This is a genomic window from Stenotrophomonas sp. 57 (genome assembly GCF_030291075.1).
Classification (GTDB): Bacteria; Pseudomonadota; Gammaproteobacteria; order Xanthomonadales; family Xanthomonadaceae; genus Stenotrophomonas.
In genome coordinates, this window is sequence record NZ_CP127407.1 from 1661153 (window position 1) to 1685006 (window position 23854).

General features: G+C 66.2%; 18 protein-coding genes and 1 tRNA gene. 14 read left to right on the forward strand and 5 right to left on the reverse strand.

What is annotated here, in order from left to right; all coding sequences use genetic code 11:
* Positions 1–40 precede the first annotated feature (40 nt).
* From QP512_RS07710 to QP512_RS07770, 13 genes are all read left to right on the forward strand, one after another.
* The gene (locus QP512_RS07710) at positions 41–226 is read left to right on the forward strand and encodes a hypothetical protein (RefSeq protein ID WP_014036752.1); all 186 of its coding nucleotides are present in this window, start codon (positions 41–43) and stop codon (positions 224–226) included.
* Between the two features lie 553 nt (positions 227–779).
* Complete coding sequence (gene folP, locus QP512_RS07715) at positions 780–1676, forward strand: dihydropteroate synthase (protein WP_286071597.1); 897 nt, start codon at positions 780–782, stop codon at positions 1674–1676.
* The gene (gene miaA, locus QP512_RS07720) at positions 1676–2629 is read left to right on the forward strand and encodes a tRNA (adenosine(37)-N6)-dimethylallyltransferase MiaA (RefSeq protein WP_286071598.1); all 954 of its coding nucleotides are present in this window, start codon (positions 1676–1678) and stop codon (positions 2627–2629) included. The genes folP and miaA overlap by 1 nt, the downstream gene beginning before the upstream one ends.
* A gap of 96 nt (positions 2630–2725) precedes the next feature.
* Positions 2726–3001, forward strand: coding sequence for an RNA chaperone Hfq (gene hfq, locus QP512_RS07725; protein ID WP_004152891.1), 276 nt, complete (start codon positions 2726–2728; stop codon positions 2999–3001).
* A 14-nt stretch (positions 3002–3015) separates the two neighbouring features.
* The gene (gene hflX, locus QP512_RS07730) at positions 3016–4326 is read left to right on the forward strand and encodes a ribosome rescue GTPase HflX (RefSeq protein ID WP_049439898.1); all 1311 of its coding nucleotides are present in this window, start codon (positions 3016–3018) and stop codon (positions 4324–4326) included.
* Positions 4327–4429: 103 nt separating this feature from the next.
* Positions 4430–4924 (forward strand): nicotinamide-nucleotide amidohydrolase family protein, encoded by a 495-nt coding sequence (locus tag QP512_RS07735; RefSeq protein ID WP_010484249.1) that lies wholly within the window; start codon positions 4430–4432, stop codon positions 4922–4924.
* Between the two features lie 34 nt (positions 4925–4958).
* Entirely contained in the window at positions 4959–6641 is a 1683-nt protein-coding gene (ubiB, locus tag QP512_RS07740; RefSeq protein WP_286072008.1) for a 2-polyprenylphenol 6-hydroxylase, read from the forward strand.
* Between the two features lie 218 nt (positions 6642–6859).
* Positions 6860–7495 carry a transcriptional repressor LexA gene (gene lexA, locus QP512_RS07745; protein ID WP_286071599.1) on the forward strand — a complete coding sequence of 212 codons (636 nt, stop codon included), beginning with the start codon at positions 6860–6862 and terminating at the stop codon, positions 7493–7495.
* 204 nt (positions 7496–7699) lie between these two features.
* Positions 7700–8737, forward strand: a complete 1038-nt coding sequence (gene recA / locus QP512_RS07750) for a recombinase RecA (protein WP_049420399.1) — start codon at positions 7700–7702, stop codon at positions 8735–8737.
* A gap of 110 nt (positions 8738–8847) precedes the next feature.
* Entirely contained in the window at positions 8848–9339 is a 492-nt protein-coding gene (recX, locus tag QP512_RS07755) for a recombination regulator RecX (RefSeq protein WP_286071600.1), read from the forward strand.
* Between the two features lie 109 nt (positions 9340–9448).
* Entirely contained in the window at positions 9449–12097 is a 2649-nt protein-coding gene (gene alaS, locus QP512_RS07760; RefSeq protein WP_286071601.1) for an alanine--tRNA ligase, read from the forward strand.
* A gap of 148 nt (positions 12098–12245) precedes the next feature.
* On the forward strand, positions 12246–12449 hold the full coding sequence (gene csrA / locus QP512_RS07765) for a carbon storage regulator CsrA (RefSeq protein ID WP_004152909.1): 204 nt from the start codon (positions 12246–12248) through the stop codon (positions 12447–12449).
* A 78-nt stretch (positions 12450–12527) separates the two neighbouring features.
* Positions 12528–12620: transfer RNA gene (locus QP512_RS07770), tRNA-Ser, on the forward strand.
* 83 nt (positions 12621–12703) lie between these two features.
* Here the strand turns inward: QP512_RS07770 and QP512_RS07775 are convergent.
* A complete protein-coding gene (locus QP512_RS07775) occupies positions 12704–13213 on the reverse strand; it encodes a DUF4189 domain-containing protein (RefSeq protein ID WP_286071602.1) in 510 nt (169 codons plus the stop codon).
* A gap of 60 nt (positions 13214–13273) precedes the next feature.
* Complete coding sequence (locus tag QP512_RS07780) at positions 13274–15604, reverse strand: TonB-dependent receptor (protein WP_286071603.1); 2331 nt, start codon at positions 15602–15604, stop codon at positions 13274–13276.
* Positions 15605–15825: 221 nt separating this feature from the next.
* Between QP512_RS07780 and QP512_RS07785 the strand changes: the two genes are divergently transcribed.
* The gene (locus QP512_RS07785; RefSeq protein WP_286071604.1) at positions 15826–16308 is read left to right on the forward strand and encodes a LuxR family transcriptional regulator; all 483 of its coding nucleotides are present in this window, start codon (positions 15826–15828) and stop codon (positions 16306–16308) included.
* Between the two features lie 48 nt (positions 16309–16356).
* Here the strand turns inward: QP512_RS07785 and aceE are convergent, their stop codons facing one another.
* The 3 genes from aceE to QP512_RS07800 all read right to left on the reverse strand — a co-directional run bounded on the left by aceE (position 16357) and on the right by QP512_RS07800 (position 23773).
* The gene (aceE, locus tag QP512_RS07790) at positions 16357–19029 is read right to left on the reverse strand and encodes a pyruvate dehydrogenase (acetyl-transferring), homodimeric type (protein WP_286071605.1); all 2673 of its coding nucleotides are present in this window, start codon (positions 19027–19029) and stop codon (positions 16357–16359) included.
* A 248-nt stretch (positions 19030–19277) separates the two neighbouring features.
* Positions 19278–21386, reverse strand: a complete 2109-nt coding sequence (locus tag QP512_RS07795; RefSeq protein WP_286071606.1) for a phospholipase C, phosphocholine-specific — start codon at positions 21384–21386, stop codon at positions 19278–19280.
* Between the two features lie 8 nt (positions 21387–21394).
* Positions 21395–23773 (reverse strand): TonB-dependent receptor, encoded by a 2379-nt coding sequence (locus tag QP512_RS07800; RefSeq protein ID WP_286071607.1) that lies wholly within the window; start codon positions 23771–23773, stop codon positions 21395–21397.
* Between the last annotated feature and the right edge of the window lie 81 nt (positions 23774–23854).

Here is a 23854-nt window from a genome sequence, read left to right on the forward strand (position 1 = left end):
CCGGCCCCTTCTGATGTACCGATCTGACGCTGGAGTCTGCATGTCCGCCCCGAAGCCCGAACCGATTTCCCACACCGTCGAAATGATCATCGCCACGGTGGTGGGCGTGGGCGTAGGCCTGGGCGCCGACAACCTGCTGCTGGGCTGCGTGGTGGGTATTGCGGTCGGCATCGTGTTGAGCATCGCCAAGACCCTGTACGTGGACCGCAAGCGCCGCCGCCGTTGAGGGTGTCGGCAGGGCTGCGCCCTGCACCTGCTACGAGCCAGAGCAACAGCAACAGTGGTATTCCGTGGTTTGGCGGGGCGGTGTCGGATGGCGGGGACGCCGTAAACCCATCCATGGGGGCTTGGCAGCCGCATCCATGCGGCTGACACCCCGCCATCCGACACCGCCCCACCTCTGACAGATTCCTGCTGCTGTTGGTAGGTGTCGACCTTGGTCGACACGGTGGATCCACGCCATGCGTGGATGCATTTCGACTCCAATTCGAAATATTCGATTCCGATGGAGATTCATCCACGCATGGCGTGGATCTACTGCAGATCGCGGAAATCTGTCGAAGGCGGGGTGGGTCCGGTTGCGGGGGCGTGAGCCGCATGGATGCGGCGACCGAGCCTACATGGACGTATTTACGGCGCCCCCCGCAATCGGATCCACCCCGCCATCGCACGGAATGCCCGCTTCTGACGTTGCCGTTGCCTTGGCCTGAAGCCTCTGCGGGTGCAGGGCGCCGCCCTGCCGAACTAAACTACCCGCCGTTGTCCCTGCAGGATTGCCCATGTTCGATACCTCGCCCCAGCTCGATTGCGCCGGCCGCATCCTGCGCCTGGACCGTGCCCGGGTCATGGGCATCGTCAACGTCACGCCGGACTCGTTCTCCGACGGCGGCGCGCACGACACAACCGAAGCCGCCGTAGCGCACGGCCTGAAGCTGGTGGAGGAAGGCGCCGACCTGCTCGACATCGGCGGCGAATCGACCCGCCCGGGCGCTGCGCCGGTACCGGTCGAGGAAGAGCTGCGTCGCGTGATCCCGGTGATCGAGCAGCTGGCTGCCCGCAGCCAGGTGCCGATCAGCATCGACACCTTCAAGCCGGAGGTGATGCGCGCAGCAGTGGCCGCCGGCGCCGGCATGATCAACGACATTTTCGGCCTTCGCCAGGACGGTGCACTGGAAGCCGCTGCGGACGCGGGCGTGCCGGTGGTGCTGATGCACATGCAGGGTGAGCCGGGCCATATGCAGGCCGATCCGCACTACGACGACGTGGTCGCCGAAGTGCACGGTTTCCTGGTGCAACGGCTGTTCGCTGCGGAAATGGCCGGTATCGCCAAGAAGAACCTGCTGTTCGATCTCGGCTTCGGTTTCGGCAAGACCACCGCCCACAACATGACCCTGCTGGCACGCTCCGAGCGCTTCCTGGAACTGGGCGTGCCGATGTTGGCCGGCTTGTCGCGCAAGCGCAGCCTCGGCGAACTGACCGGCCGCGACACGCCCTCCGAGCGCGTGGCTGCCTCGGTGGCCGCACACCTGATCGCGGTCCAGCGCGGTGCGCGAATCGTGCGCGTGCATGACGTGGCGGCGACCGTTGATGCGCTGAAGATCTGGCAGGCCGTCGACGCCGTGCCGACGCCGCGTGCCGATACCACGCCGTCGATCCGCTGGCCGGACGAAGACTGATGGGCGTCGACCGGCGGCCGCTGGCGATCGCCGTGATGGGCCCGACTGCCAGTGGCAAGACCGCCACGGCGATCGCCCTGGCGCGGCAACTGGACGGCGAGATCGTCAGCGTCGATTCGGCGCTGGTCTACCGCTATCTGGATATCGGTTCGGCCAAGCCCGACGCCGCCGAGCGTGCGCAGGCACCGCACCATCTGCTGGACCTGCGCGATCCGTGGCAGACCTATTCGGCAGCCGAGTTCGCGGCCGATGCCAGCCGGGTCGTGGCCGACATCGTGGCGCGTGGCAAAACGCCGATCCTGGCAGGTGGTACGGGGCTGTACTTCCGGGCCCTGTTGCAGGGCCTGTCACCGATGCCGGAGGCTGACCCGGTGATGCGCGAGGCGCTCAGCGCCGAAGCTGCCGAGCGTGGCTGGGCAGCGCTGCACGCGGAGCTGGCCGAGGTCGATCCGGCCGCGGCCGCGCGCATCCATGCCACCGACCCGCAACGCATCCAGCGGGCGCTGGAGGTCTACCGCCTGACCGGTACCCCCATCACCGAATGGCAGCGTCGGCCGAGCGTGGCGTCCTTGCCGGTACGCACCCTGAAACTGATCCTGGCCCCGCGTGACCGCGCCGTCCTGCACCAGCGCATCGAGGCCCGCTTCGACGCCATGCTGGCGCAGGGCTTCCTGGACGAGGTGCGGGCGCTGCGTGCAATGCCGGAAATGGCCGCCGTGGCGGCGCCGCTGGACCTGCCGGCGGTGCGCGCGGTCGGCTACCGCCAAGCCTGGGAATACCTAGACGGCGAGGGCGATGCCGCCCGTTTCCGTGACAAGGCGATCTTCGCCACCCGCCAGCTGGCCAAGCGCCAGCTGACCTGGCTGCGTGGCGAGCTTGATGCGCGCTGGTTCGACCCCCATGTGGATGGGGAGCGCCTGGCCGGCGCGGTGTCGACCTTCGTCGCACGCTGAACCCCCGCCAGCCGTGTAACATCATCGGTCGGCGGGCGGCTCGGGGGCCGTGGCAACCGTCGGCAACCCAATAAGAACAATAATCAGGAGTGTGCAATGTCCAAGGGGCAATCGCTGCAGGATCCTTTCTTGAACGCACTGCGGCGCGAACGCGTGCCGGTTTCGGTGTACCTGGTCAACGGCATCAAGCTGCAGGGCACGATCGAGTCGTTCGACCAGTTCGTGGTCCTGCTGCGCAACACGGTCAGTCAGATGGTCTACAAGCACGCCATTTCCACGGTCGTTCCGGCACGCAACGTGAAGGTCGGTCCGGGCGGTGGTTATGTGCAGTCGGGTGAAGGTGGTCAGGCAGGTGATGAAGCAGACGAGTAAGACCGGAGCGGTGAATGTTTGACCGCTCGAAAAAGGGCGAACACGCCCTGTTGATCCAGCCCCATTTCGGCAAGCTGGAAGACGATGTGCTGGAAGAATTCGGTGATCTGGCCCGCTCGGCTGGGGCCAGCATCGCCGCGACGATCACTGCCCGCCTGGACCGTCCGAATCCGTCGACCCTGATCGGCAGCGGCAAGCTGGACGAGATCAAGGCGGCGGCCGATGCCAGTGGCGCCGACCTGATCCTGGTCAACCATGCGTTGAGCCCGGGCCAGGAGCGCAACCTGGAACGGTTCCTGGAGCGCCGGGTGATCGACCGTACCGGCCTGATCCTGGACATCTTCGCCCAGCGTGCGCACAGCCACGAAGGCAAGCTGCAGGTCGAACTGGCGCAGCTGCGTCACCTGGCGACGCGGCTGGTACGCGGCTGGACCCACCTGGAGCGCCAGCGTGGCGGTTCGATCGGCCTGCGCGGGCCGGGTGAAACCCAGCTGGAAACCGACCGTCGCCTGCTGCAGAAGCGGGTCGAGCAGCTGCAGAAGCGCCTGGAAAAGGTCGAAGTGCAGCGCACCCAGATGCGTCGTGCGCGCGTGCGCAGCGAGCTGCCGCGCGTGGCCCTGGTGGGCTATACCAACGCCGGCAAGTCGACCCTGTTCAATGCCATGACCGGCGCCGAGGCCTACGCCGCCGATCAGCTGTTCGCCACGCTGGACCCGACCGTGCGCCGCATCGCGGTGCCCGGTGGCAACGTGGTGCTGGCGGACACCGTCGGTTTCGTCCGTGACCTGCCGCATGACCTGGTTGCCGCCTTCCGCTCGACGCTGTCGGAGGCACGCGAGGCCGATTTCCTGCTGCACGTGGTTGACGCCGCTGATCCGCACCGCGAAGAGCGCATCGCCCAGGTGGACGAGGTACTGACCGCGGTCGGTGCCGGTGATCTGCCGCAGTTGCTGGTGTTCAACAAGATCGACCGCATTGAAGGCGCCGACGTCCGCCATGACGGCCAGGACGGTATCCCGGACGAGTCGCGCCGCGAGCGGGTGTGGATTTCCGCGCGCGACGGGCAGGGCCTGGACCTGCTGCAGGCGGTGCTGGGCAAGCGCCTGGGCCTGCAGCACGTCACCGGCGAACTGCGCCTGCCGCCGGATGCGGGCCGCCTGCGCGCGCGCCTGCACCAGCTGGAAGTGATCCGCAGTGAGCAGGCCGACGAGGACGGCTGGCTGCTGCAGGTCGACCTGCCGATCGCCGAAGCCGAAAAGCTGGCCGCCAGTGCCGACGGCGCACCGATCCGGGCGCTGCTGCCGGAGAAGCTGCCGGAGTGGTGAGGCAGCGCCGGGCCATGCCCGGCGACTGCCATCGCGGCGGCGCGCGACATCAGGCTGTCATCTGCGGTACAACGTGCAGGTTCTTCACCCCACCGTCATGCCGATGTCCATCCCCACCGACGCTGAACTCAATGCCCAGTCCGCCGCGCTCGGGCAGCGCCTGCAGCAGGCCTCGCTGCAGCTGGTGACCGCTGAAAGCTGCAGTGGTGGCTGGATCGCCAAGTGCATGACCGACATTGCCGGTTCCTCGGCGTTCTTCGACTGCGGCATGGTGGTCTACAGCTACGAAGCCAAGCAGCGCCTGCTCGGCGTGCGTGCGCAGACCCTGGAGCAGTTCGGTGCGGTCAGCCGCGAAACCGTGCTGGAAATGGTCTCCGGCGCGCTGGTCAATTCTGGTGCCGGCATCGCGGTGGCGGTGACCGGTATCGCTGGTCCCGGCGGCGGCAGCCCGGACAAGCCGGTGGGCAGTGTCTGGATCGGCTGGAAGCGCCGTGGCGGCTATGCCCGCGCCGAGCTGTTCCAGTTCGATGGCGACCGCGAAGCCATCCGCCGGCAAACCGTGGCGGCGGCATTGCGCGGCATCGACGCCCAGCTGTGACATGCTGCTCCGGTAATCGTCCGGAGCACGCATGATGTGGGAAACGCTGGGCACGGTCCGTGACCTGGGCCGACTGCAGGAAATCGCCGTCGTCCTGATCCGCTATGGCTTCGGCGACGTGGTGCGGCGCATCGGCCTGGCCACCACGCTGGAGCGGGCAGGGCGCCTGCTGCACTGGAACGAGGACCGCCAGGAACTGCTGCGGATGACGGCGCCGGTGCGCGTGCGCAGTGCGATGCAGGATCTCGGTCCCACTTTCGTCAAGCTTGGCCAGGTGCTGGCAACGCGCGTCGACCTGCTGCCACCGGAATGGATCGCCGAACTGTCCGAGCTGCAGAACGCGGTCCCCGCGCTGCCGTACGCCGATATCCGCGAGCAGCTGGAGGCCGATCTTGGCGCGTCGCCAGCCGAGGTCTTTGCCTTCCTCGATGAAACGCCCATGGCGGCCGCCTCGCTGGCGCAGGCCCACCGCGCGCGCCTGCATGACGGCCGCGAGGTGGTACTGAAGGTGCGGCGCCCGGGTATCCGCGACGTGGTCGAGGCCGACCTGCGGCTGCTGGCCCGACTGGCCGAAATCGTCGAAGCGCGCCTACCGGACCTGCGTCGCTATCGCCCGGGCGAAGTCGTGCAGCAGTTCACCGTGTCGCTGCGCCGCGAACTGGATTTCGCCGCCGAGTGCCGCAATGCCGAGCGCATTGCGCGCAACTTCAATGGCCGCGATGACATCCTGATTCCCAGCGTGCACTGGCAGTGGACCTGCGAGAGCCTGAACGTGCAGGACTTCGTTGACGGCATTCCTGGGCGTGACCTGGCCGGTGTCGACGCGGCCGGGTTGGACCGCCGCGAGCTGGCCCGACGCGGCGCCAATATCGTGTTGAAGATGGTGCTCGAGGACGGCAGCTTCCATGCCGACCCGCACCCCGGCAACATCATCTACCTGCGCGATGGCCGCATCGGCGTGATCGATTTCGGCATGGTCGGCGCCTTGTCGGAAGTGCGCCGCTTCCAGGTCGCGCAGCTGCTGCACGGTCTGGTCGAGCAGGACCCGCAGGGCGTAGCCGACGTACTGCTGGACTGGGCCGGTGGCGTGGAAGTGGACGAGAACCGGCTGCAGCACGACATCAGCCAGTTCGTCGATCAGTACCGCGGCGTGCCGCTGAAGGACCTGCGCATCGGCCTGATGCTGGGTGACATCACCCAGCTGCTGCGCAGTTACAGCCTGACCCTGCCGGCCGACCTGGCGCTGATGATCAAGGCGTTCCTGACCCTGGAGGGCATGGGGCGCCAGCTGGACCCGGATTTCGACATGGCCAGCGCCGCGCGCCCGTTCCTGGAGCGGGTAGTGCTGCAGCGCTATGCGCCCAAGGCGCTGCTCAAGCGTGGCCGACGCAGCCTGCTGGGCCTGGTCGACTTCGCCGGTGAGCTGCCGCGCGACCTGCGCAAGCTGGTGCAGGCGGCGCGTCGCGGTCGTCTGCAGCTGAAGGTGGAAACCAGCGCGCTGCAGGGCTTCGGCGAACAGGTGAACCGCGCAGCGAACCGGCTGGTGATGGGCATCGTCACCGCCGCGCTGATCATCGGCTCCTCGATCGTGATGCACAGCGTCGGCGGTGTTTCCAGCCGCTGGCTGCTGGCGCTGGGGGTCTGCGGCTTCATCGGCGCCGGCGTCTGCGGCGTGTGGATCCTGTTTTCGATATGGAGAAGCGGCAAGCACACCTAGTGTGCTTGCCGCAGCGGTTCCCAAAGGGAACCGCGGAATCGCGCAGCGATTCCTGTAGAGCCGACGGTTAGTCGGCTGCCTTTGCTTTTGCCTTCGCCTTCGCCGACCGGCCGGCTGGCCGGGGGACGCTTGCCGGGCATGCCCCGGCTCCACAGGTCCGCACGCCCTGTCGCCCCCGGCACTTGCAGTCCGAGGCGTTAGTAGTAATACTACTAACCATGGACCTGACCGACACCCAGCAGGCGATCCTGCAGTTGATCGCCGAGCGTATCGAGAGCGAAGGCGCGCCGCCGTCGCAGACGGAAATCGCACGCGCGTTCGGCTTCAAGGGCGTGCGCGCGGCCCAGTACCACCTGGAGGCCCTGGAACAGGCCGGTGCGATCCGTCGCATCCCAGGCCAGGCGCGCGGCATCCGCCTGGTGCAGGCACCGCCGGTCGAGAAGCTGGCCGAGCCAAGTCTGCCCGACAGCGTTCTGCGCCTGCCAGTGCTCGGCCGCGTTGCGGCCGGCCTGCCGATCGGCGCCGATATCGGCTCGGACGATTTCGTGGTGTTGGACCGGGTCTTCTTCTCGCCAGCGCCGGACTACCTGCTGAAGGTGCTGGGCGACTCGATGATCGACGAGGGCATCTTCGACGGTGACCTGATCGGCGTGCACCGCACCCGCGACGCCCATTCCGGGCAGATCGTGGTGGCCCGTATCGATGACGAGATCACCGTCAAGCTGCTGAAGATCGCCAAGGATCGTATCCGCCTGCTGCCGCGCAACCCCGACTACAAGCCGATCGAGGTGCTGCCGGACCAGGACTTCTCGATCGAAGGCCTCTATTGCGGCCTGTTGCGACCCAACCGGTGACCCGTTCCATAACGCATTACCCCGCGGTCTTTTGTGGCGATTCTCTGGTTCCACTGAGGTTGGTACGGATGTCCGATAATTCTTTTCAAAGCGCCGGGCAGAATCTCAGCCTGTGCGATACGTCCGACTTAAAGTGAGCCCATGGCAAAGAAGACCCCCAAAGACAGCACCTCCAACGACACGACCTCTGCAAGGACCCAACCGATGGACGAGAACAAGAAGCGCGCCCTCGCTGCAGCTCTGGGCCAGATCGAGAAGCAGTTCGGCAAGGGCTCGGTGATGCGCATGGGCGACCGTGTGGTCGAGCCCGTCGAAGCCATCCCGACCGGTTCGCTGATGCTCGACATCGCACTGGGCATTGGCGGTCTGCCGAAGGGCCGTGTCGTCGAGATCTACGGCCCGGAATCCTCGGGCAAGACCACGCTGACCCTGCAGGCCATCGCCGAATGCCAGAAGATGGGCGGCACCGCGGCCTTCATCGACGCCGAGCACGCGCTGGACCCGATCTACGCCGCCAAGCTGGGCGTGAACGTGGACGACCTGCTGCTGTCGCAGCCGGATACCGGTGAGCAGGCGCTGGAAATCGCCGACATGCTGGTCCGTTCGGGTTCGGTCGACATCCTGGTGATCGACTCGGTTGCCGCGCTGACCCCGAAGGCTGAAATCGAAGGCGAGATGGGCGATCAGCTGCCGGGCCTGCAGGCCCGCCTGATGAGCCAGGCGCTGCGCAAGCTGACCGGCAACATCAAGCGCTCCAACACGCTGGTGATCTTCATCAACCAGCTGCGCATGAAGATCGGTGTGATGATGCCGGGCCAGAGCCCGGAAACCACCACCGGTGGCAACGCGCTGAAGTTCTACGCCTCGGTCCGCCTGGATATCCGCCGCATCGGTGCGATCAAGAAGGGCGACGAGATCATCGGCAACCAGACCAAGATCAAGGTCGTCAAGAACAAGCTGGCACCGCCGTTCAAGCAGGTCATCACCGAGATCCTGTATGGCGAAGGCATCAGCCGCGAAGGCGAACTGATCGACATGGGCGTGGATGCCAAGCTGGTCGAGAAGGCCGGTGCCTGGTACAGCTACGGTGAAGAACGCATCGGCCAGGGCAAGGACAACGCCCGAGGCTATCTGCGCGACAACCCCACCGTCGCCGCCAAGCTCGAAGCCGAGCTGCGCGAGAAGTTCCAGCCGGCCGAAGCGGCCCGCGAGGAAGGCGACGACGAAGGCGACGACGAGTAAGGCTTGCTGTGGGGCAGGGCGGCGCCGTCAGTGACGTCGTCCTGTCCCGCAGGTTCGAATTGCCCAGGGATGGGCTGGGCGCCACGGATGGCGCCATCCTTGGAGTACCCATGTCCAATGCCGAAGACATTCCGACCGGCCGCAAGCGCCGGCCGCGTGAGCAGACCCCCGTGCAACGGGCGCTGGGCCTGCTGGTCCGCCGCGAGCACTCGCGCAAGGAACTGACCCGCAAGCTGACCGCCCGTGGCATCGAAGACGAGGCCGCGCAGGCCGCCGTCGCCAAGCTGACCGAGGCCGGCTGGCAGGACGACACCCGTTTCGCCGAGAACCTGGTGCGGATGCGCGCCAACACCGGCTATGGGCCGATCCATGTCCGTGCCGAACTCGGCACCCACGGCCTGGACAGTGCCGCCATTGCCGCGGCGATGGACAGCTACGAAGGCGACTGGCAGGAAAACGCCCGTGATCTGGTCCGCCGGCGCTTCGGCGAGGCCGGCCCGCAGGATCTGACGCAGCGGCGCAAGGCGGCCGATCTGCTGGCCCGGCGCGGCTTCGACGGCGACAGTATCCGTCGCGCGACCCGCTACGACCCGGATGACTGAGACTGGCGGCGCCGGGCCTGATACCCTTTAGGTTTTCGGCGGTCCCTCGCGACCCTGGCCAACGCGGCCGGTGGTCCGGGTCCGCCGGCCCGCAGACTGCCAGCCCCCAATGAACGCATCCGCCAAATTCACGACCTCCCAGATCCGCAGCGACTTCCTTGAATTCTTCAAGGGCAAAGGCCACACCATCGTGCCGTCGGCGCCGCTGGTGCCGGGCAATGATCCGACCCTGCTGTTCACCAACTCCGGCATGGTGCAGTTCAAGGACGTGTTCCTTGGCGCGGAGAAGCGCAGCTATGTGCGTGCGGCCGACGTCCAGCGCTGCCTGCGCGCCGGCGGCAAGCACAACGACCTCGACCAGGTCGGCTACACCGCGCGCCATCACACCTTCTTCGAAATGCTGGGCAACTGGTCGTTTGGCGACTACTTCAAGAAGGACGCGATCGCCTGGGCCTGGGAGCTGCTGACCCAGGTCTGGAAGCTGCCGGCCGAGCGCCTGCTGGTCACCGTGTACCAGACCGACGACGAAGCCTACGAACTGTGGCGCGACATGGTCGGCATTCCGGAAGCGCGCATCGTGCGCATCGGCGACAACAAGGGTGCACCGTTCGCCTCGGACAACTTCTGGCAGATGGCTGACACCGGCCCCTGTGGCCCGTGCACCGAGATCTTCTACGACCACGGCGACCATATCGCCGGTGGCCCCCCGGGTTCTCCGGATGAAGACGGTGACCGCTTCATCGAGATCTGGAACCTGGTGTTCATGCAGTTCGACCGCCAGCCCGACGGCACCCTGGTGCCGCTGCCGGCCCCGTGCGTGGATACCGGCATGGGCCTGGAGCGCCTGGCAGCGATCCTGCAGCACGTGCATACCAACTACGAGATCGACCTGTTCCAGGCGCTGATCCGCAAGGCCTCGGAGCTGACCGGCACCGCCGACCTGGAGAACAAGTCGCTGCGCGTGATCGCCGATCACATCCGTGCCTGCTCGTTCCTGATCGTCGATGGCGTGCTGCCGTCCAACGAAGGCCGTGGTTACGTGCTGCGCCGTATCATCCGCCGCGCCCTGCGCCACGGCTGGATGCTGGGCGTGCGCCAGCCGTTCTTCAGCAAGCTTGTGCCGACCCTGGTCGAGCAGATGGGCGAGGCCTATCCGGAACTGCCGGCGGCGGTGGACACCGTCACCCGCGCACTGCAGGCCGAGGAAGAGCGTTTTGCTGAAACCCTCGATGCTGGCATGAAGATCTTCGAAGACGTCGCGGGCAAGGTCAGCAATGGCGTGATCCCGGGCGTTGACGCCTTCCGCCTGTACGACACCTATGGCTTCCCGCTCGACCTGACCCAGGACATCGCCCGCGAGCGTGACCTGACCGTCGACATCGTCGGCTTCGATGCTGCGATGGAACAGCAGCGCGAAACCGCACGTGCGGCCGGCAAGTTCGGCGGCGGTGTGACCCTGCCGGCAGAGCTGGTGGCGACCCTCAGCCCAACCCGCTTCCTCGGCTATGACCGCCTGCAGGCCGATGGCCTGACCGTGCTGGCCGTGCTGAAGGACGGTCGTCCGGTGCGGTCGGCCGATGCCGGTGATGCGGTCATCGTGATCACCGACCAGACCCCGTTCTACGCCGAATCCGGTGGCCAGGTCGGCGACACCGGCGTGCTGTCCGGCAACGGCGTGCGCCTGGCGGTGGACGATACCCAGAAGTTCGCCGGCCAGTTCCATGGCCACGTCGGCACCCTGTCCGAAGGTGGCCTGAAGGTTGGCGACGTCCTGTCCGGCCAGGTCGATGGCGAGCGCCGTGGCGCCACCATCCTCAACCACTCGGCCACCCACCTGCTGCATGCCGCTCTGCGCGAAGTGCTGGGCACCCACGTGCAGCAGAAGGGCTCGCTGGTCGCCCCGGATCGCCTGCGTTTCGACTTCTCGCACTTCCAGCCGATCAGCGCGGAAGAGCTGGCCGTGATCGAGCGCAAGGTCAACCAGCAGGTGCGCGCCAACAACGCCGCCGAAGTGCACAACATGGGCATGCAGGAAGCGCTGGACTTCGGTGCGATGGCGCTGTTCGGCGAGAAGTACGGCGAAAACGTGCGCGTACTGAAGATGGGGGACTACTCCACCGAGCTGTGCGGTGGCACCCACGTCAACCGTACTGGCGACATCGGCCTGTTCAAGATCACCTCCGAGGGCGGTGTCTCCGCCGGCGTGCGCCGCATCGAGGCCGTCACCGGCCAGGGCGCCCTGGACTACGTGGACGCCGAAGAGGCCCGGCTGGCCGAGGCCGCCGACCTGCTCGGCGGCAGTGCAGCCGATGTGGTCGAGAAGATCCGTGCCCTTGGCCAGCGCCAGAAGCAGCTGGAGCGCGAACTGGAAGCCGTGAAGGCCAAGGTCGCCGCAGGTGCCACGGCCGACCTGTCCGGCCAGGCCGTCGAGGTTGCCGGCGTGAAGGTGCTGGCGGCCCGTCTGGAGGGCTTCGACGCCAAGGCCCTGCGTGACGGCATGGACCGCCTCAAGCAGCAGCTGGGCGATGCGGTGATCGTGCTGGCCGGCGCCCAGGACGGCAAGGCCGCCCTGGTCGCGGGTGTGAACGGCAGCGCAATGGGCAAGGTCAAGGCCGGGGAACTGTTGTCCCATATCGCCAGTCAGATCGGGGGCAAGGGCGGCGGACGCCCGGACCTCGCCCAGGGTGGTGGCGAGGACGGGCCCGCCCTTGCCACTGCGCTGGCTGCAGTCGTCGAATGGGTCAGCCCCCGCCTGTGATGAACCTGGCCGTCCCCCTCCTTGTAGGAGCGGGACGGCTGACGGTACCATTGCGAAATCTTTTCCCTTTGTCGTGGTAGCGCTTCTTGACGGAGCGTCAAGCCGGTGGGGGATACCCTTCCACACGGTTCCATGGAGACTTGCAAAAATGTTGATCCTGACTCGCCGCGTCGGCGAAACCCTGATGATCGGTGACTCGGTGAGCGTCACCGTGCTTGGCGTCAAGGGCAACCAGGTGCGTATCGGCATCACCGCGCCGAAGGACGTCGCTGTGCATCGCGAAGAGATCTATCAGCGCATCCAGCGCGGTGACGAAGCCGGTGGCACCGGTAGCGAAAATTCTGCCGAATAACGCTTTACCTTCGCACTCGATTAACGTTATGATTCACGCCCCGCTGAGGTGCAACGCACCAGACGCGGAGAAAACCCCGGAGTGATGCCCGAGTGGCCGAAGGGGCTCCCCTGCTAAGGGAGTATAGGGTCAAAAGCTCTATCGAGGGTTCGAATCCCTCTCACTCCGCCAGATACAAAGAAGCGCCTGCAGATCCTCGATCTGCAGGCGTTTTTCTTTGTTCAACGCAGTAAAAACCGCCGCGCCGCGAGGACCTAGTCGATGCTGCTGGGCGTGGCCTTCCCGACTTCGGGCAAGGAGTAGAGCCTGGGCTCCGGCACCCGATGACCAGGATGAGCGGACAGCGCGATGTCGCCCGGCGTTTCGCGCCAGAGAATGGCCAGCGTGCAGTCATTGGCGCGCTGCCTGCACATCCTTTCCGCCTTGCGTTGTGCGGCGTCCGCCGTCTTTTCCCCAAGTGCGAAGCCCATGGCGACGGTGCCGACAGCGATCGCCGAATATCCCACCGCGGTGGTCGTGGACGTCTGTGCGCAGTTGCGGGACCGAACGGCGCAGTGCTGCAGTGCGCGCTGCATCGCAGCCGACAGCGTGCCGTGGTTCATCGCGTAGCCGTAGCGGCCATCGTCGTCGTAAACGATCGCGGAGGCCGCGTTTGCGCCGGACGACAGGCACAGCAACACGCCAAGTAGAAGGGGACGCATCCAGTTCCTTTCCATCTCTATTTTCTGCTGATGGTGGATCAGACCGGGTTTGAAGCGCAACATCGCCGCTACTGCGCCGAGCCCGCAGTTCATTGAACCGCGGGCGGCGCCATTGGTTGACCGTCAGAGCTTCACCGTCACCCCCACCTGGAACCCACGCCCAGGCAACGGCGCGATGTACTTCAGCGGCGAGTTGTGCGGGCGCGCTTCCTCATTGAGCAGGTTGCTGCCGTTGACGAACACTTCCATGCCGGCGATGTAGCTGTTGCGCACCGGGAGTTCACGGCTGACCTGCAGGTCGACCAGGTTGAACGCGTCGAGCGGAATCTCTTCGCTGACGTTGCGGCCGAGGTACTTCTGCGTGTCGTAGTAGGTGCTGGACAGCTGCGCCTTCCAGCCTTCGCGTTGCCACTGCACGGTGGCGCCGTAACGGTTGGTCGGCATGTTCGGCAGGTACTCACCATCGTTGTGCGCGCGCAGTGCATCGGGACGATCGGCCTTGTTCTTCACCAGGTCGGCGAAGGCGGACACGTTCAACGTGCCATAGCGGCCGAGGTCCAAAGCCTGCGATGCGTCGATCTCGAACCCCTTCACCGTGGTGTCGGTCTGTTTCCAGTACTTCAGTGGCAGGCGGTTGGCCGTCTGCACGCCGGAATAGCCGAGGTAGAGATAGTTCTCGTACTTCATCCGGTAGGCGGTGGCCGACAGTTCGAAACCGCCTACGTGGAACAGGCCGGTCAGCTCGAGGTTCTTCGCGCGTTCCGGCTCAAGATTCTGGTTGCCTTCTTCCTGGGTCATCACCGAGTAGTGCGCGTTGCTCGCATACAACTCATTGATCTCCGGTGCGCGCTGCGAGGACGAGTAGCGCACCTTGGCCGCGAACAACGGACCGAGCTCGACATACGAACCCACGCTGTAGCTGTTGAGCCGGTAGGAACGATCCTGCAGTTTCGTGTTGGCAGCATTGCGCGCGGTCGTGAAGCGGCTCGGTTTCAGTTCGTGATCGACACGCTCGTGGCGCACGCCGGCGTCGAAGGTGGCCCAGCCGACGTCCAGCGTTTCCTTCAGGAACACGGCGTTGCTGCGGGAATCCACATCAGGCAGATAGCGCAGCGAGCCACTGCCGGTCACGTCACGCGACTGGTGGCTGAAACCGAGCAGGCCGCTGAGCGGTCCGAGCCGCTGGTGGCTGAGCAGCAGTTCGGCCTGGGTACTCTCGAAATCGTAGTCGTTGGCCCTGGAAGTGCCCAGCCGCTCGCCGGAGGTATTGTCGAGCTTCGAAACACGCAGTTCGGCACGCTCCAGCCCCGGCAGCGGATCGCGCAGCAGCGCTTCCAGCGCGTAGCGCTGCTGCCTGATTACCACACCCACCGGCAGCCCGTCGGCATAGTTGGAACCGAACGACAGGTTCTGCATCGAGAAGCCCGGCACACCGTATTCGCTGTCCTTGGCATCGATACTGAAACCAACGTAGCCGCGGTCGAAGAACAACGTGGAGCCGATGGCTACCTGCGAGTTGCGCGCGTAGCTGTTGCCCAGCCGGTGATGGTAGTCGGGCGTCACATCATTGTTGATCTGTTTTTGTACGTATGACGGCGTGCCGGCGACATAGGCCGGATTGACCGGGTTGATGTAGGTACGGCGCTGCCAGACCGAGGTCGGGCTGTTGGTGTAGAACGAGAAGTCACCATCGGCCCAGTCCGGGTTCTCGGTCATGAACTGGTCGATGTACGGCTGCGAGGCCTTGTTGTAGATCTGCTGCACGCGCGCTTCCTTCTGGCAGCTGTCGGCCAGCGCAGAGTTCACGCCACCGGCCGGCGGAAATAGGCGGGAGTTGCAGACACTGGCCTTGCTGTTGCCGGGGATGTCGTAGTGCGAGATGCGCTGCCGAGAGACCTGCAGGTTGGTCGAGACGTTGCGCTGGTTGTTGAAGTTCATGCGGAAGCCCTGCGCGTCTGCAGCATTGACGCCCTTGCGCAGGACCAGTTCCATCGACTGGTCCTTGTCTTCCATGCTGCGCGAGATCAGGCCGGAATCGATCTCCACGCTGCCGCCGATCGCGTTGCCGCCGTAGCGCACGGTGTCGGAGGACTTGTTGACAGTGACGCTGCGCACGAACAGTGGATCGAAGGGGATGTTGATGTCGCCGCTGATCGCGTTCATGCCAAGGATGGACTGGCCATCCTGCAGGATCTGCACGCGGTTGCCACTGAGGCTGCGGATGACCGGCGCGCCGGCATTCGGGCCGAAGGCGCTGCTCTGCACGCCGGAGACGTGCTCCAGCAGGTTGCCCAGGGTGCGGTTCTGCGCATGCGGGTTGTCGACGGTGACCCGGCTGTCGATGCGCGAGGGCTGGGAGGCCTCGACCTGGAGGGTGGGAAGGGTGCGCTCGTCCGCCGCATGGGCGGTGTGGACGGCAAGCAGGATGGCTGCAGCAAGCAGATGGCGACGCATGACACGCTCCGTGAAAATAGCGTGAAATGTTATAACGTAACTATTATGGGCAACAAGAGCGTTTTGGTTCTAGTCGTGAGGCCGAACACACGGGAGGCGCGAATGAGGTTGCCGGCCGTTCAGCGCCCTGCCTTGTGCGGGGCGCCGATGCTGTGCAGGATCCGGATGCTGCGCCCCACAGCGCTTCACGCAGCATCTTCTTCACGGGAACGGAGCAACGTATGAAGCTGCTGTCCGCTGTGTTGTTGTCTGCGCTTTCGCTGGCCGCCGTTCCGGCGCTGGCCGTGGAGGCTTCGCCCTCACCGCTGCTGGGACGCTGGTCGCTGGACCTTGCCACCTCGGCGCTGCCCGAGGCGCAGCGCCCGAAACAAGTGGTGCTGGAATTCAAGGATGCCGGGAGTGGACGCTGGAGTTCGCACGTCGACATCGTCCTGCACGACGGCATGACCATGAAGTCCGATGGCACGCTGTCCCTCGACGGCACGCCGGGGCCTTTGTCCGGCACCTACGGCGCGGACAAGGCCAACCTGAAACTGCCGGCGCCGAACACCCTGGTGATGCAGCTGGTGGACCATGGCACGCCCGCGTCCACCCGCATCTATACCGTGGCCGCCGACCGCACGACGATGACCGAGACCAAGGCGTTCTACGGCCACGACGGTACGCCGATCCTGCAGACCAATCTGTTCAAGCGGGTGCCCTAGCGATGCATACACCACGCCCGTACCGCGGGCGTGGCGAATGCAGCCGCCTTACGCCGCGGCCGGATCGCGCTTGCCGGAGTCGATGCCGTACCTGTCGATGGCGTGCTGCATCCGCGAGCGCTCGATGCGGCCTTCATCGGCCAGCGACTTCAGGGCGGCCAGTACGATGAAGTGACGATCCACTTCGAAGAACGTGCGCAGTGATTCACGCGTGTCGGAACGGCCGAAGCCATCGGTGCCCAATGCGGTGAAGCGGCGGTCGTTGATGAAGGGACGGATCTGGTCGCCGACGATCTTCATGTAGTCGGTGGCCACCACCACCGGGCCTTCGTGGCCCAGCAGGCACTGCTGCACGTAGGGTACGCGCGGTTTCTCGGCCAGGTGCAGCAGGTTCCAGCGCTCGACGGCGAGGCCGTCGCGACGCAGTTCGGTCAGGCTGGTCGCGCTCCAGACATCGCTGGCGACACCGAAGTCCTGCTGCAGCAGCGCAGCCGCCGCTTCCACTTCGCGCAGGATTGCGCCGCTGCCCATCAACTGCACGCGCGGCTGCGAGGCGTTGTCGGCCGGTGCCGGATGCAGAAGGTACAGGCCCTTCAGGATGCCGGCCTCGGCACCTTCGGGCAGTGCCGGCTGCGGATAGTTCTCGTTGAGCACGGTGATGTAGTAGTAGATGTCTTCCTGCTCGACATACATGCGGCGCAGGCCGTCGTGGATGATCACCGCCAGCTCGTAGTTGTAGGTCGGGTCGTAGGACACGCAGCTGGGAATCACCGACGACAGCACGTGGCTGTGGCCGTCATCGTGCTGCAGGCCTTCGCCCATCAGCGTGGTGCGGCCCGACGTGGCACCGAGCAGAAAGCCGCGCGTACGTGCATCGGCGGCGGCCCAAGCGAGGTCGCCAACGCGCTGCAGGCCGAACATCGAATAGAAGATATAGAACGGAATCGTGGCCAGGCCGTGATTGCTGTAGGCGGTGCCGGCGGCGATCCACGAACAGATCGCTCCGGATTCGTTGATGCCTTCCTGCAGGATCTGGCCGTCCTTGGCCTCCTTGTAGTAGCTCAGCTGGCCGGCATCCTGCGGTGTGTACAACTGGCCCAGGTAGGAGTGGATGCCGATCTGGCGGAACAGGCCTTCCATGCCGAAGGTGCGCGATTCATCGGGCACGATCGGAATCACCAGCCTGCCCAGGTCCGGGTCCTTCAGCAGGCGGGTGAGGATGCGCACGAAGCCCATGGTGGTGGACTGGCCGCGATCTCCACTGCCCTGCAGCTGGGTGTTGAAGATCGACAGCGGCGGCAGCGGCAGCGGATCGACCTTCGCCAGCCGCGCCGGCAGCTGGCCGCCCTGGATGCGGCGGCGCTCGGCGAAGTAGGTCGCCTCGGGGCTGCCCGGCTCCGGACGCAGATACGGCATGTCCTCCAGCTGCTCGTCGCTGACCGGCAGGTTGAAACGATCGCGGAAGGCACGCACCGCATCGGCGCTCATCTTCTTCAGCTGGTGGTTGATGTTCTGGCCTTCGCCGGCTTCGCCCATGCCGAAACCCTTGACCGTCTTGGCCAGGATCACCGTCGGCCGGCCGCTGGTGTTCACCGCTTGCTGGTAGGCAGCGAAGACCTTCTGCGGATCATGGCCGCCACGCGCCAGCGCCCAGATATCGTCGTCGCTCATGTGCGCGACCAGTTCCAGCAGCTCAGGGTGGCGGCCGAAGAAATGCTCGCGCACATAGGCGCCGCTCTGCGACTTGAAGGTCTGGTAGTCGCCGTCCACGCATTCCATCATGCGCTGGCGCAGCAGGCCGCTGTGGTCGCGGGCCAGCAGGTCGTCCCAGCCGCTACCCCAGATCAGTTTGATCACGTTCCAGCCGGCTGCGTGGAAGGTGCCTTCCAGTTCCTGGATGACCTTGGCGTTGCCGCGTACCGGACCATCCAGGCGCTGCAGGTTGCAGTTGACCACGAACACGATGTTGTCCAGCCGCTCGCGGCCGGCCAGCGAGATCGCCGCCAGCGATTCGGGCTGGTCCATCTCGCCGTCACCGAGGAAGGCCCAGACCTTGCGGCCCTGGTGTTCTTTCAGACCGCGGTATTCCAGGTAGCGCATGTAGCGCGCCTGGTAGGCGGCGGTCAGCGGGCCCAGTCCCATCGACACGGTGGGGAACTGCCAGAACTCCGGCATCAGGCGTGGGTGTGGATACGAGGACAGGCCTTCGCGACCGGCTTCACGGCGGAAGTTGTCCATCCGTGCCGGATCGATGCGGCCTTCGACGTACGCGCGGCCATAGATGCCCGGTGCGGAGTGGCCCTGGATGTAGATCATGTCGCCGTCGAAGGTATCGGTGCGGCCACGGAAGAAGTGATCGAAGCCCACGTCGTACAGCACCGCCGCGGACTGGTAGGTGGCGATGTGGCCACCGACGTTGGAGTGCTTGCCGGCGCGCAGCACCATCACCATCGCGTTCCAGCGGATCATCGCGTTCAGGCGGCGCTCGATGGCCAGGTCACCGGGGTAGGCCGGCTGGCGCTCGGGCGGGATGGTGTTGACGTAGGCGGTCCAAGCACGGGTATGCAGGTCGCCGTGCTGCTGGGCGTCCAGATCGCTCAGCTGGTCGATCAGGTAGTGCGCGCGCGGCCGGCCGCCGGCCTGCATCACCGCCTCCAGCGATTCACGCCACTCCCGCGTTTCCAGCGGATCGGTATCGAAGGGGATCAGGGCTTGGTTCATGACGGTCTCCAGAGGGCGCCGGTCGGACGTCTGCCTGGGCGACAACACCGGCAGGGCGCACAGCACTGGAGCGGGGTCGCAACGGCAGGGCCGTGACGCGAAGGGCGCCCGTGGCGGCCACCGAGGAGACAAGCGTAGGCGCGTGTCCGGATCGCGGGTAGACGGGCGCGGCTTGGGTCTGCGCCAATCCAGTGTTGCTTCGCTTGTGTAGAGCCGAGCCGTGCTCGGCTCCATAAGGGCGTGATTGCCTAATCGTGATCGAAGCGCAATGGCTCGCTTCCCATTGCCGGGTCGCTGGTGCCGGGGCGGCCATCCTCGGCGCGTCCGGCCAGGCGCAGCACGCTTTCACCCGCGCTGAGCTGCAGGTCGTACCAGCCTGCGGTAGGGGGCGCATCCCAGGCGATCGAGGTCTCCGCGTGCGCCGGCAGCGCCAGCGTCTGCTCGGGCATGTGCCCGGCATAGGCCCCCGCCTGCACGCGCACCTGCTGCGCGCTGTCACCCAGGTTGCGCAGGCGCAGCCGCAGCTGGCCATCCGCACGCTCGACCGTGGCCTGGACCGCGGATGCCTTGGCACTGCCCTTGAAGTGGCGGTGGAAGCCGTTCGGGCCGAGCAACCACAGGTCATAGCGGCCCTGGGCATCCAGCGGCCAGCGCTCGCGCAGCGGCCTACCGGGCAGCAGCGTGTAGCGGCGTGGCACCGCATCCAGCCGCAGCCGGTCGTAGACATGCAGCACAGCCGCTGCGCCTTCGCAGGACAACGTCAGATCCACGCCCGCAGCGTCGACCGCAGCGATCGATGCCTGCGGCCGGTAGGGCAGGGCACGCGCCGGGCGTACACCGCTTTCCTGTTTCGCCGGCTTCAGTCCCTCGGGCAACGCGGGCACGGTGCGTCCCGGCAGGGCGGCGGCACGCGCGGCCACCGCGCTCACGTCCGGCAGGCCGCGCACGAACGGCCGGGTATCACGCTGGGCGAAGTCGAACGCGTTGCTCAGATCCCCGCAGACCGCACGGCGCCACGGCGAGATGTCCGGTGCGGCCACGCCGAAGCGACGTTCGATCAGGCGCATGACCGAGGTGTGGTCGTACACCTGCGAATCGACCCAGCCGCCGCGGCTCCACGGCGAAATCACGTACAGCGGCACACGCGGACCGAGACCATACGGGCGCCCGCGCAGTTCGGCGGCATCGTACTTCTCGTCGCCCGGTGCGGGATGACGGTGATACTCGCCCTCGGTACTGACCGACGAGGCACCTGCCCATCCACCGTTCACCGCTGAGGGAGGGGCCGGTGGCGGCATGTGGTCGAAGAATCCGTCGTTCTCGTCGAACATCAGCAGCAGGGCGGTGCGGCTCCACACTTCCGGATCGGCGGTCAGCGCATCCAGCACGCGCGCGGTATAGGCCGCGCCCTGGGCCGGGCTGGACGGGCCGGGATGTTCGCTGCCGGCGGCATCGGCGATGATGAAGCTGACCTGAGGCAGGCGCCCGTCGAGTACGTCTTGGCGCAGCTGTGGCAGGCCACGGGTGCTGACAGCGCGTTCGCGCAGCTGCGGATCATGTCCGGGTGCCGCGCTGTAGGCACGACGGAACGCCTCGAAGCCGGCCAGCGGGTTGTCGGTGAAGTTGTCGGCCATGTCCTGGTAGATCTGCCAGGACACGCCGGCGTTTTGCAGGCGCTCGACATAGCTGGTCCAGCGGTACGACGCCGGATGCCCGCCGTGTTCGGGGAAGTTGTCATGCGAGTTGGCGATTACCGGGCCACCGGCACGGGCCTGTGCATCGTTGTGGCCGGTCCACAGGAACACCCGGTTCGGGTTGGTGCCGGCCTGCATGGCGCAGTGGTACGCATCGCAGATCGTGAAGGCATCGGCCAGCGCGAACTGGAACGGCAGGTCGCTGCGCTGGAAGTAGCCCATCGAGTGGTTCTGCTTGGCCTTCGGCCATTGCCCCATGCGGCCATGGTCCCAGGCGCGCTGCGCATCGGGCCAGGTATGCGGCGTACCTTCCACGCGCATGTAGCCGAAGTGCGCGGCGGTATCCAGCGGGAACGGCGCGATCGCTCGCTCGCCGCTGGCATCGGGCTGCAGCCACAGGCTGCGGGTGCGGCCACCTGCTTGCAGCGCGGCGGCCGGGGCGACGAACCGATCACCGAAGCCACGTACCCCCGGCAGCGTGCCGAAGTAGTGGTCGAACGAACGGTTCTCCTGCATGAACACCACGATGTGCTGCAGGTCTTCCAGGCTGCGCGTCTGCGCGGCAGGGGCGATCGCTGCGGCTCGGGCGATGCTGGGCAGCAGCGGAGAAAGGCCGGCGGCAACGCCGGCCTGCAACAACCGGCGTCGGCCGATATCGGTCACGGGCTCACTCACAGGTCCACGCGGAAGGAGATGCCGACGGTGCGCGGAGCGCCGATGAAGGCGTTGTCGCGGCCGTCCACCCCTGCAAGATACCGCTTATCGGTGAGGTTGCTCACCACCAGGTTGGCACCCAAGCCCTTCAGCCGTGGCGACAGGCCCTGCAGGTCGAAGCCGATGTTGGCGTTGAACACCGTGGCCGACGGCAGCCTGTTGACGTTGGCGGCATCGAGGTAGCGCGTGCCCAGGTAGCGGCCGGAGAGGCCGAAGTTCCAGTTGGCGCCCTGCCAGTCGGCCGACAGCACCAGGGTGTTCTCCGGCTGGCCGATCACCTTGGCGCCGTCGACGATGCCCAGCTGGGCATCACGTGCGGCAGTGCCGCTGCCCAGGTACTTGGAGCGGTTGTAGGTGTAGGCCGCGTTGATCCGCCAGCCATTGTCCCAGCCATAACCGAACGCCGCTTCCAGGCCGTTGCTTTCCACGCCACCGAAGTTCTCGTAGACACCGTCGGTCTCGCCCAGGTAATCGATACCGCTGACGAAGCCCGCCGGCAGGTAGACGATGCGGTTGTCGAACTTGATGTTGTACAGCGTGACCGAGGCGGTCAGCGGCCAGCGGCTGATGCGCATGCCCACTTCGATGTTGTCGGCGGTTTCGGGCTCGACGTTGCGGAAGCGCTGCGGGTCGGTTTCACCAAGCACGCCGGACGGAATCGCGGCGAAGTTCTGCGAGAAGCCGGCGAACAGCTCCATGCCTTCCACGCCCGGCGCCCAGGTGACGCCGGTGGACAGCAGCGGATCGGACCTGGAGTCGGAGGTCACGTGCTCGCTGGCACCGATCACGCGGCGGCGCAACTGGTCGACGAAGAACTGCTTCACGCCCAGGCGCGCGCTGAACGGACCGAAGCGGGCCACGTCCTCGACGTAGTACATCTGCTCGTCGACCTTGTACTTGTCCTCGAACTGCACCCAGTACGGCTGGTGGTCGAAGTCGATGCTCTGGCCGACAGCGAGCAGGCGATGCCAGTCGCGGCGCGCCGAACGGTCCAGTTTCTCCACCCACAGGCCGCCACGGATGGTGTTGTCGAGCGCGCCGAAGGTCTGCCGCCACTCGACGTCAGCGGTCACGCCCACGCGGTCGTTGTCGTAGTGGGTATGGCGATACGACTGCGCGCCAAGTACATTGCCGGCGTAGCAGTTCGGATCGTACTCGGCGGTGAAGCCCGGCCGCGGCGTGCAGCTGGCCAGGCGCTGTGCGGCGCTGCCGTCGGGATTGACGAAGAAGATCTGGCCACGGTTGCTGCCGCCGTACACGGTCTTTCCTCCGATGTACTCCGACTCGGGGCGGCCCGCACCGTCATCGCTGACCTGTGCCAGGTACGGTGGCAGCCAGTCGCCACGGCCCTGCATGCGGTGCCCGTAGGCGGCCATCGAGGCCTTGAATCCATTGCCGCCATCGAACGCCGCGCGCAGGTACCCGAAGGTGTTCTCGCGCAGCGCACGCGAACCGGAGCGGTAGTTCTGGTCCAGGTACGGGATGCCGGTCAGGGTGCCCACCAGGTTGTCGCGCTTCGGGTTGGTGGCGAAGCCCGTCGGCGAAACGCTGGTGTATTCGGGCTCGTCGGCGTCGTTGTAGGACAGGTAGCCGGTCAGCGTCCAGCGATCCAGTTCGGTGATGAACTTGCCGGCGATGTGGTCGTTGCTGGCGTGACCGGTGCCGTCGATCCAGTCGTGCACCTTCGACGAGGAGGCGCTGACCCAGGCACGGGTGTGGCCGCCGAGCAGGCCGGTGTCGTAGCGCACGTAGTACTTGCGCGCATCGTTGTCACCGGCGCCGACCACGAAGCGCAGGCGGCTGTCCTGCAGCGGATCGCTGGTGAGGAAGTTGAGCGTGCCGCCCAGCGCCTCGTTCGAGCGCGAGGAGATATCGGCGGTGCCCTGGCTGACCTCCACCGTCTCCAGGTCGAGGGTGTCGATGTAGCGGTTGGCCAGCGAGCCGCCGCCGTAGCCCGAACCACCGTTCGGCAGGCCGTCGATGGTGGTACCAATCTGCTGCGTATCGCGGTTGGTGACGAAGCCGCGCATGCTGATCTGCGTGCCCCATACCGAAGAACCTGTCGCATCGGCTTCACTGACCACCACGCCGGGTACTTCGTTGAGCGCGTCGTTGACGCTGCTCATCACTGTCTGCCGGTTCAGCGTCTCCGCGCGTACCGAGGTCTTGGCGTAGCTGGTGGCCTGGCCGATCACCTGCACCTGGTCCAGGGTACGGGCATCACTGCTGCGCGCTTCGGCCGCCTCGCCCTGCGGTGCTTCGGCCAGGGCGTCCAGTGCGGGGGCGATCAGCAGGGCAAGCAGCGAAATACGGGGAAAGCGCGCAATCGTTCGCATCGAAACCGGACCTGCAAGGGAGGGAAGCCCCCGAGTGTCGGCAGCGCCAATGACATCGGCATGACGTGGCCGCGCAACTAC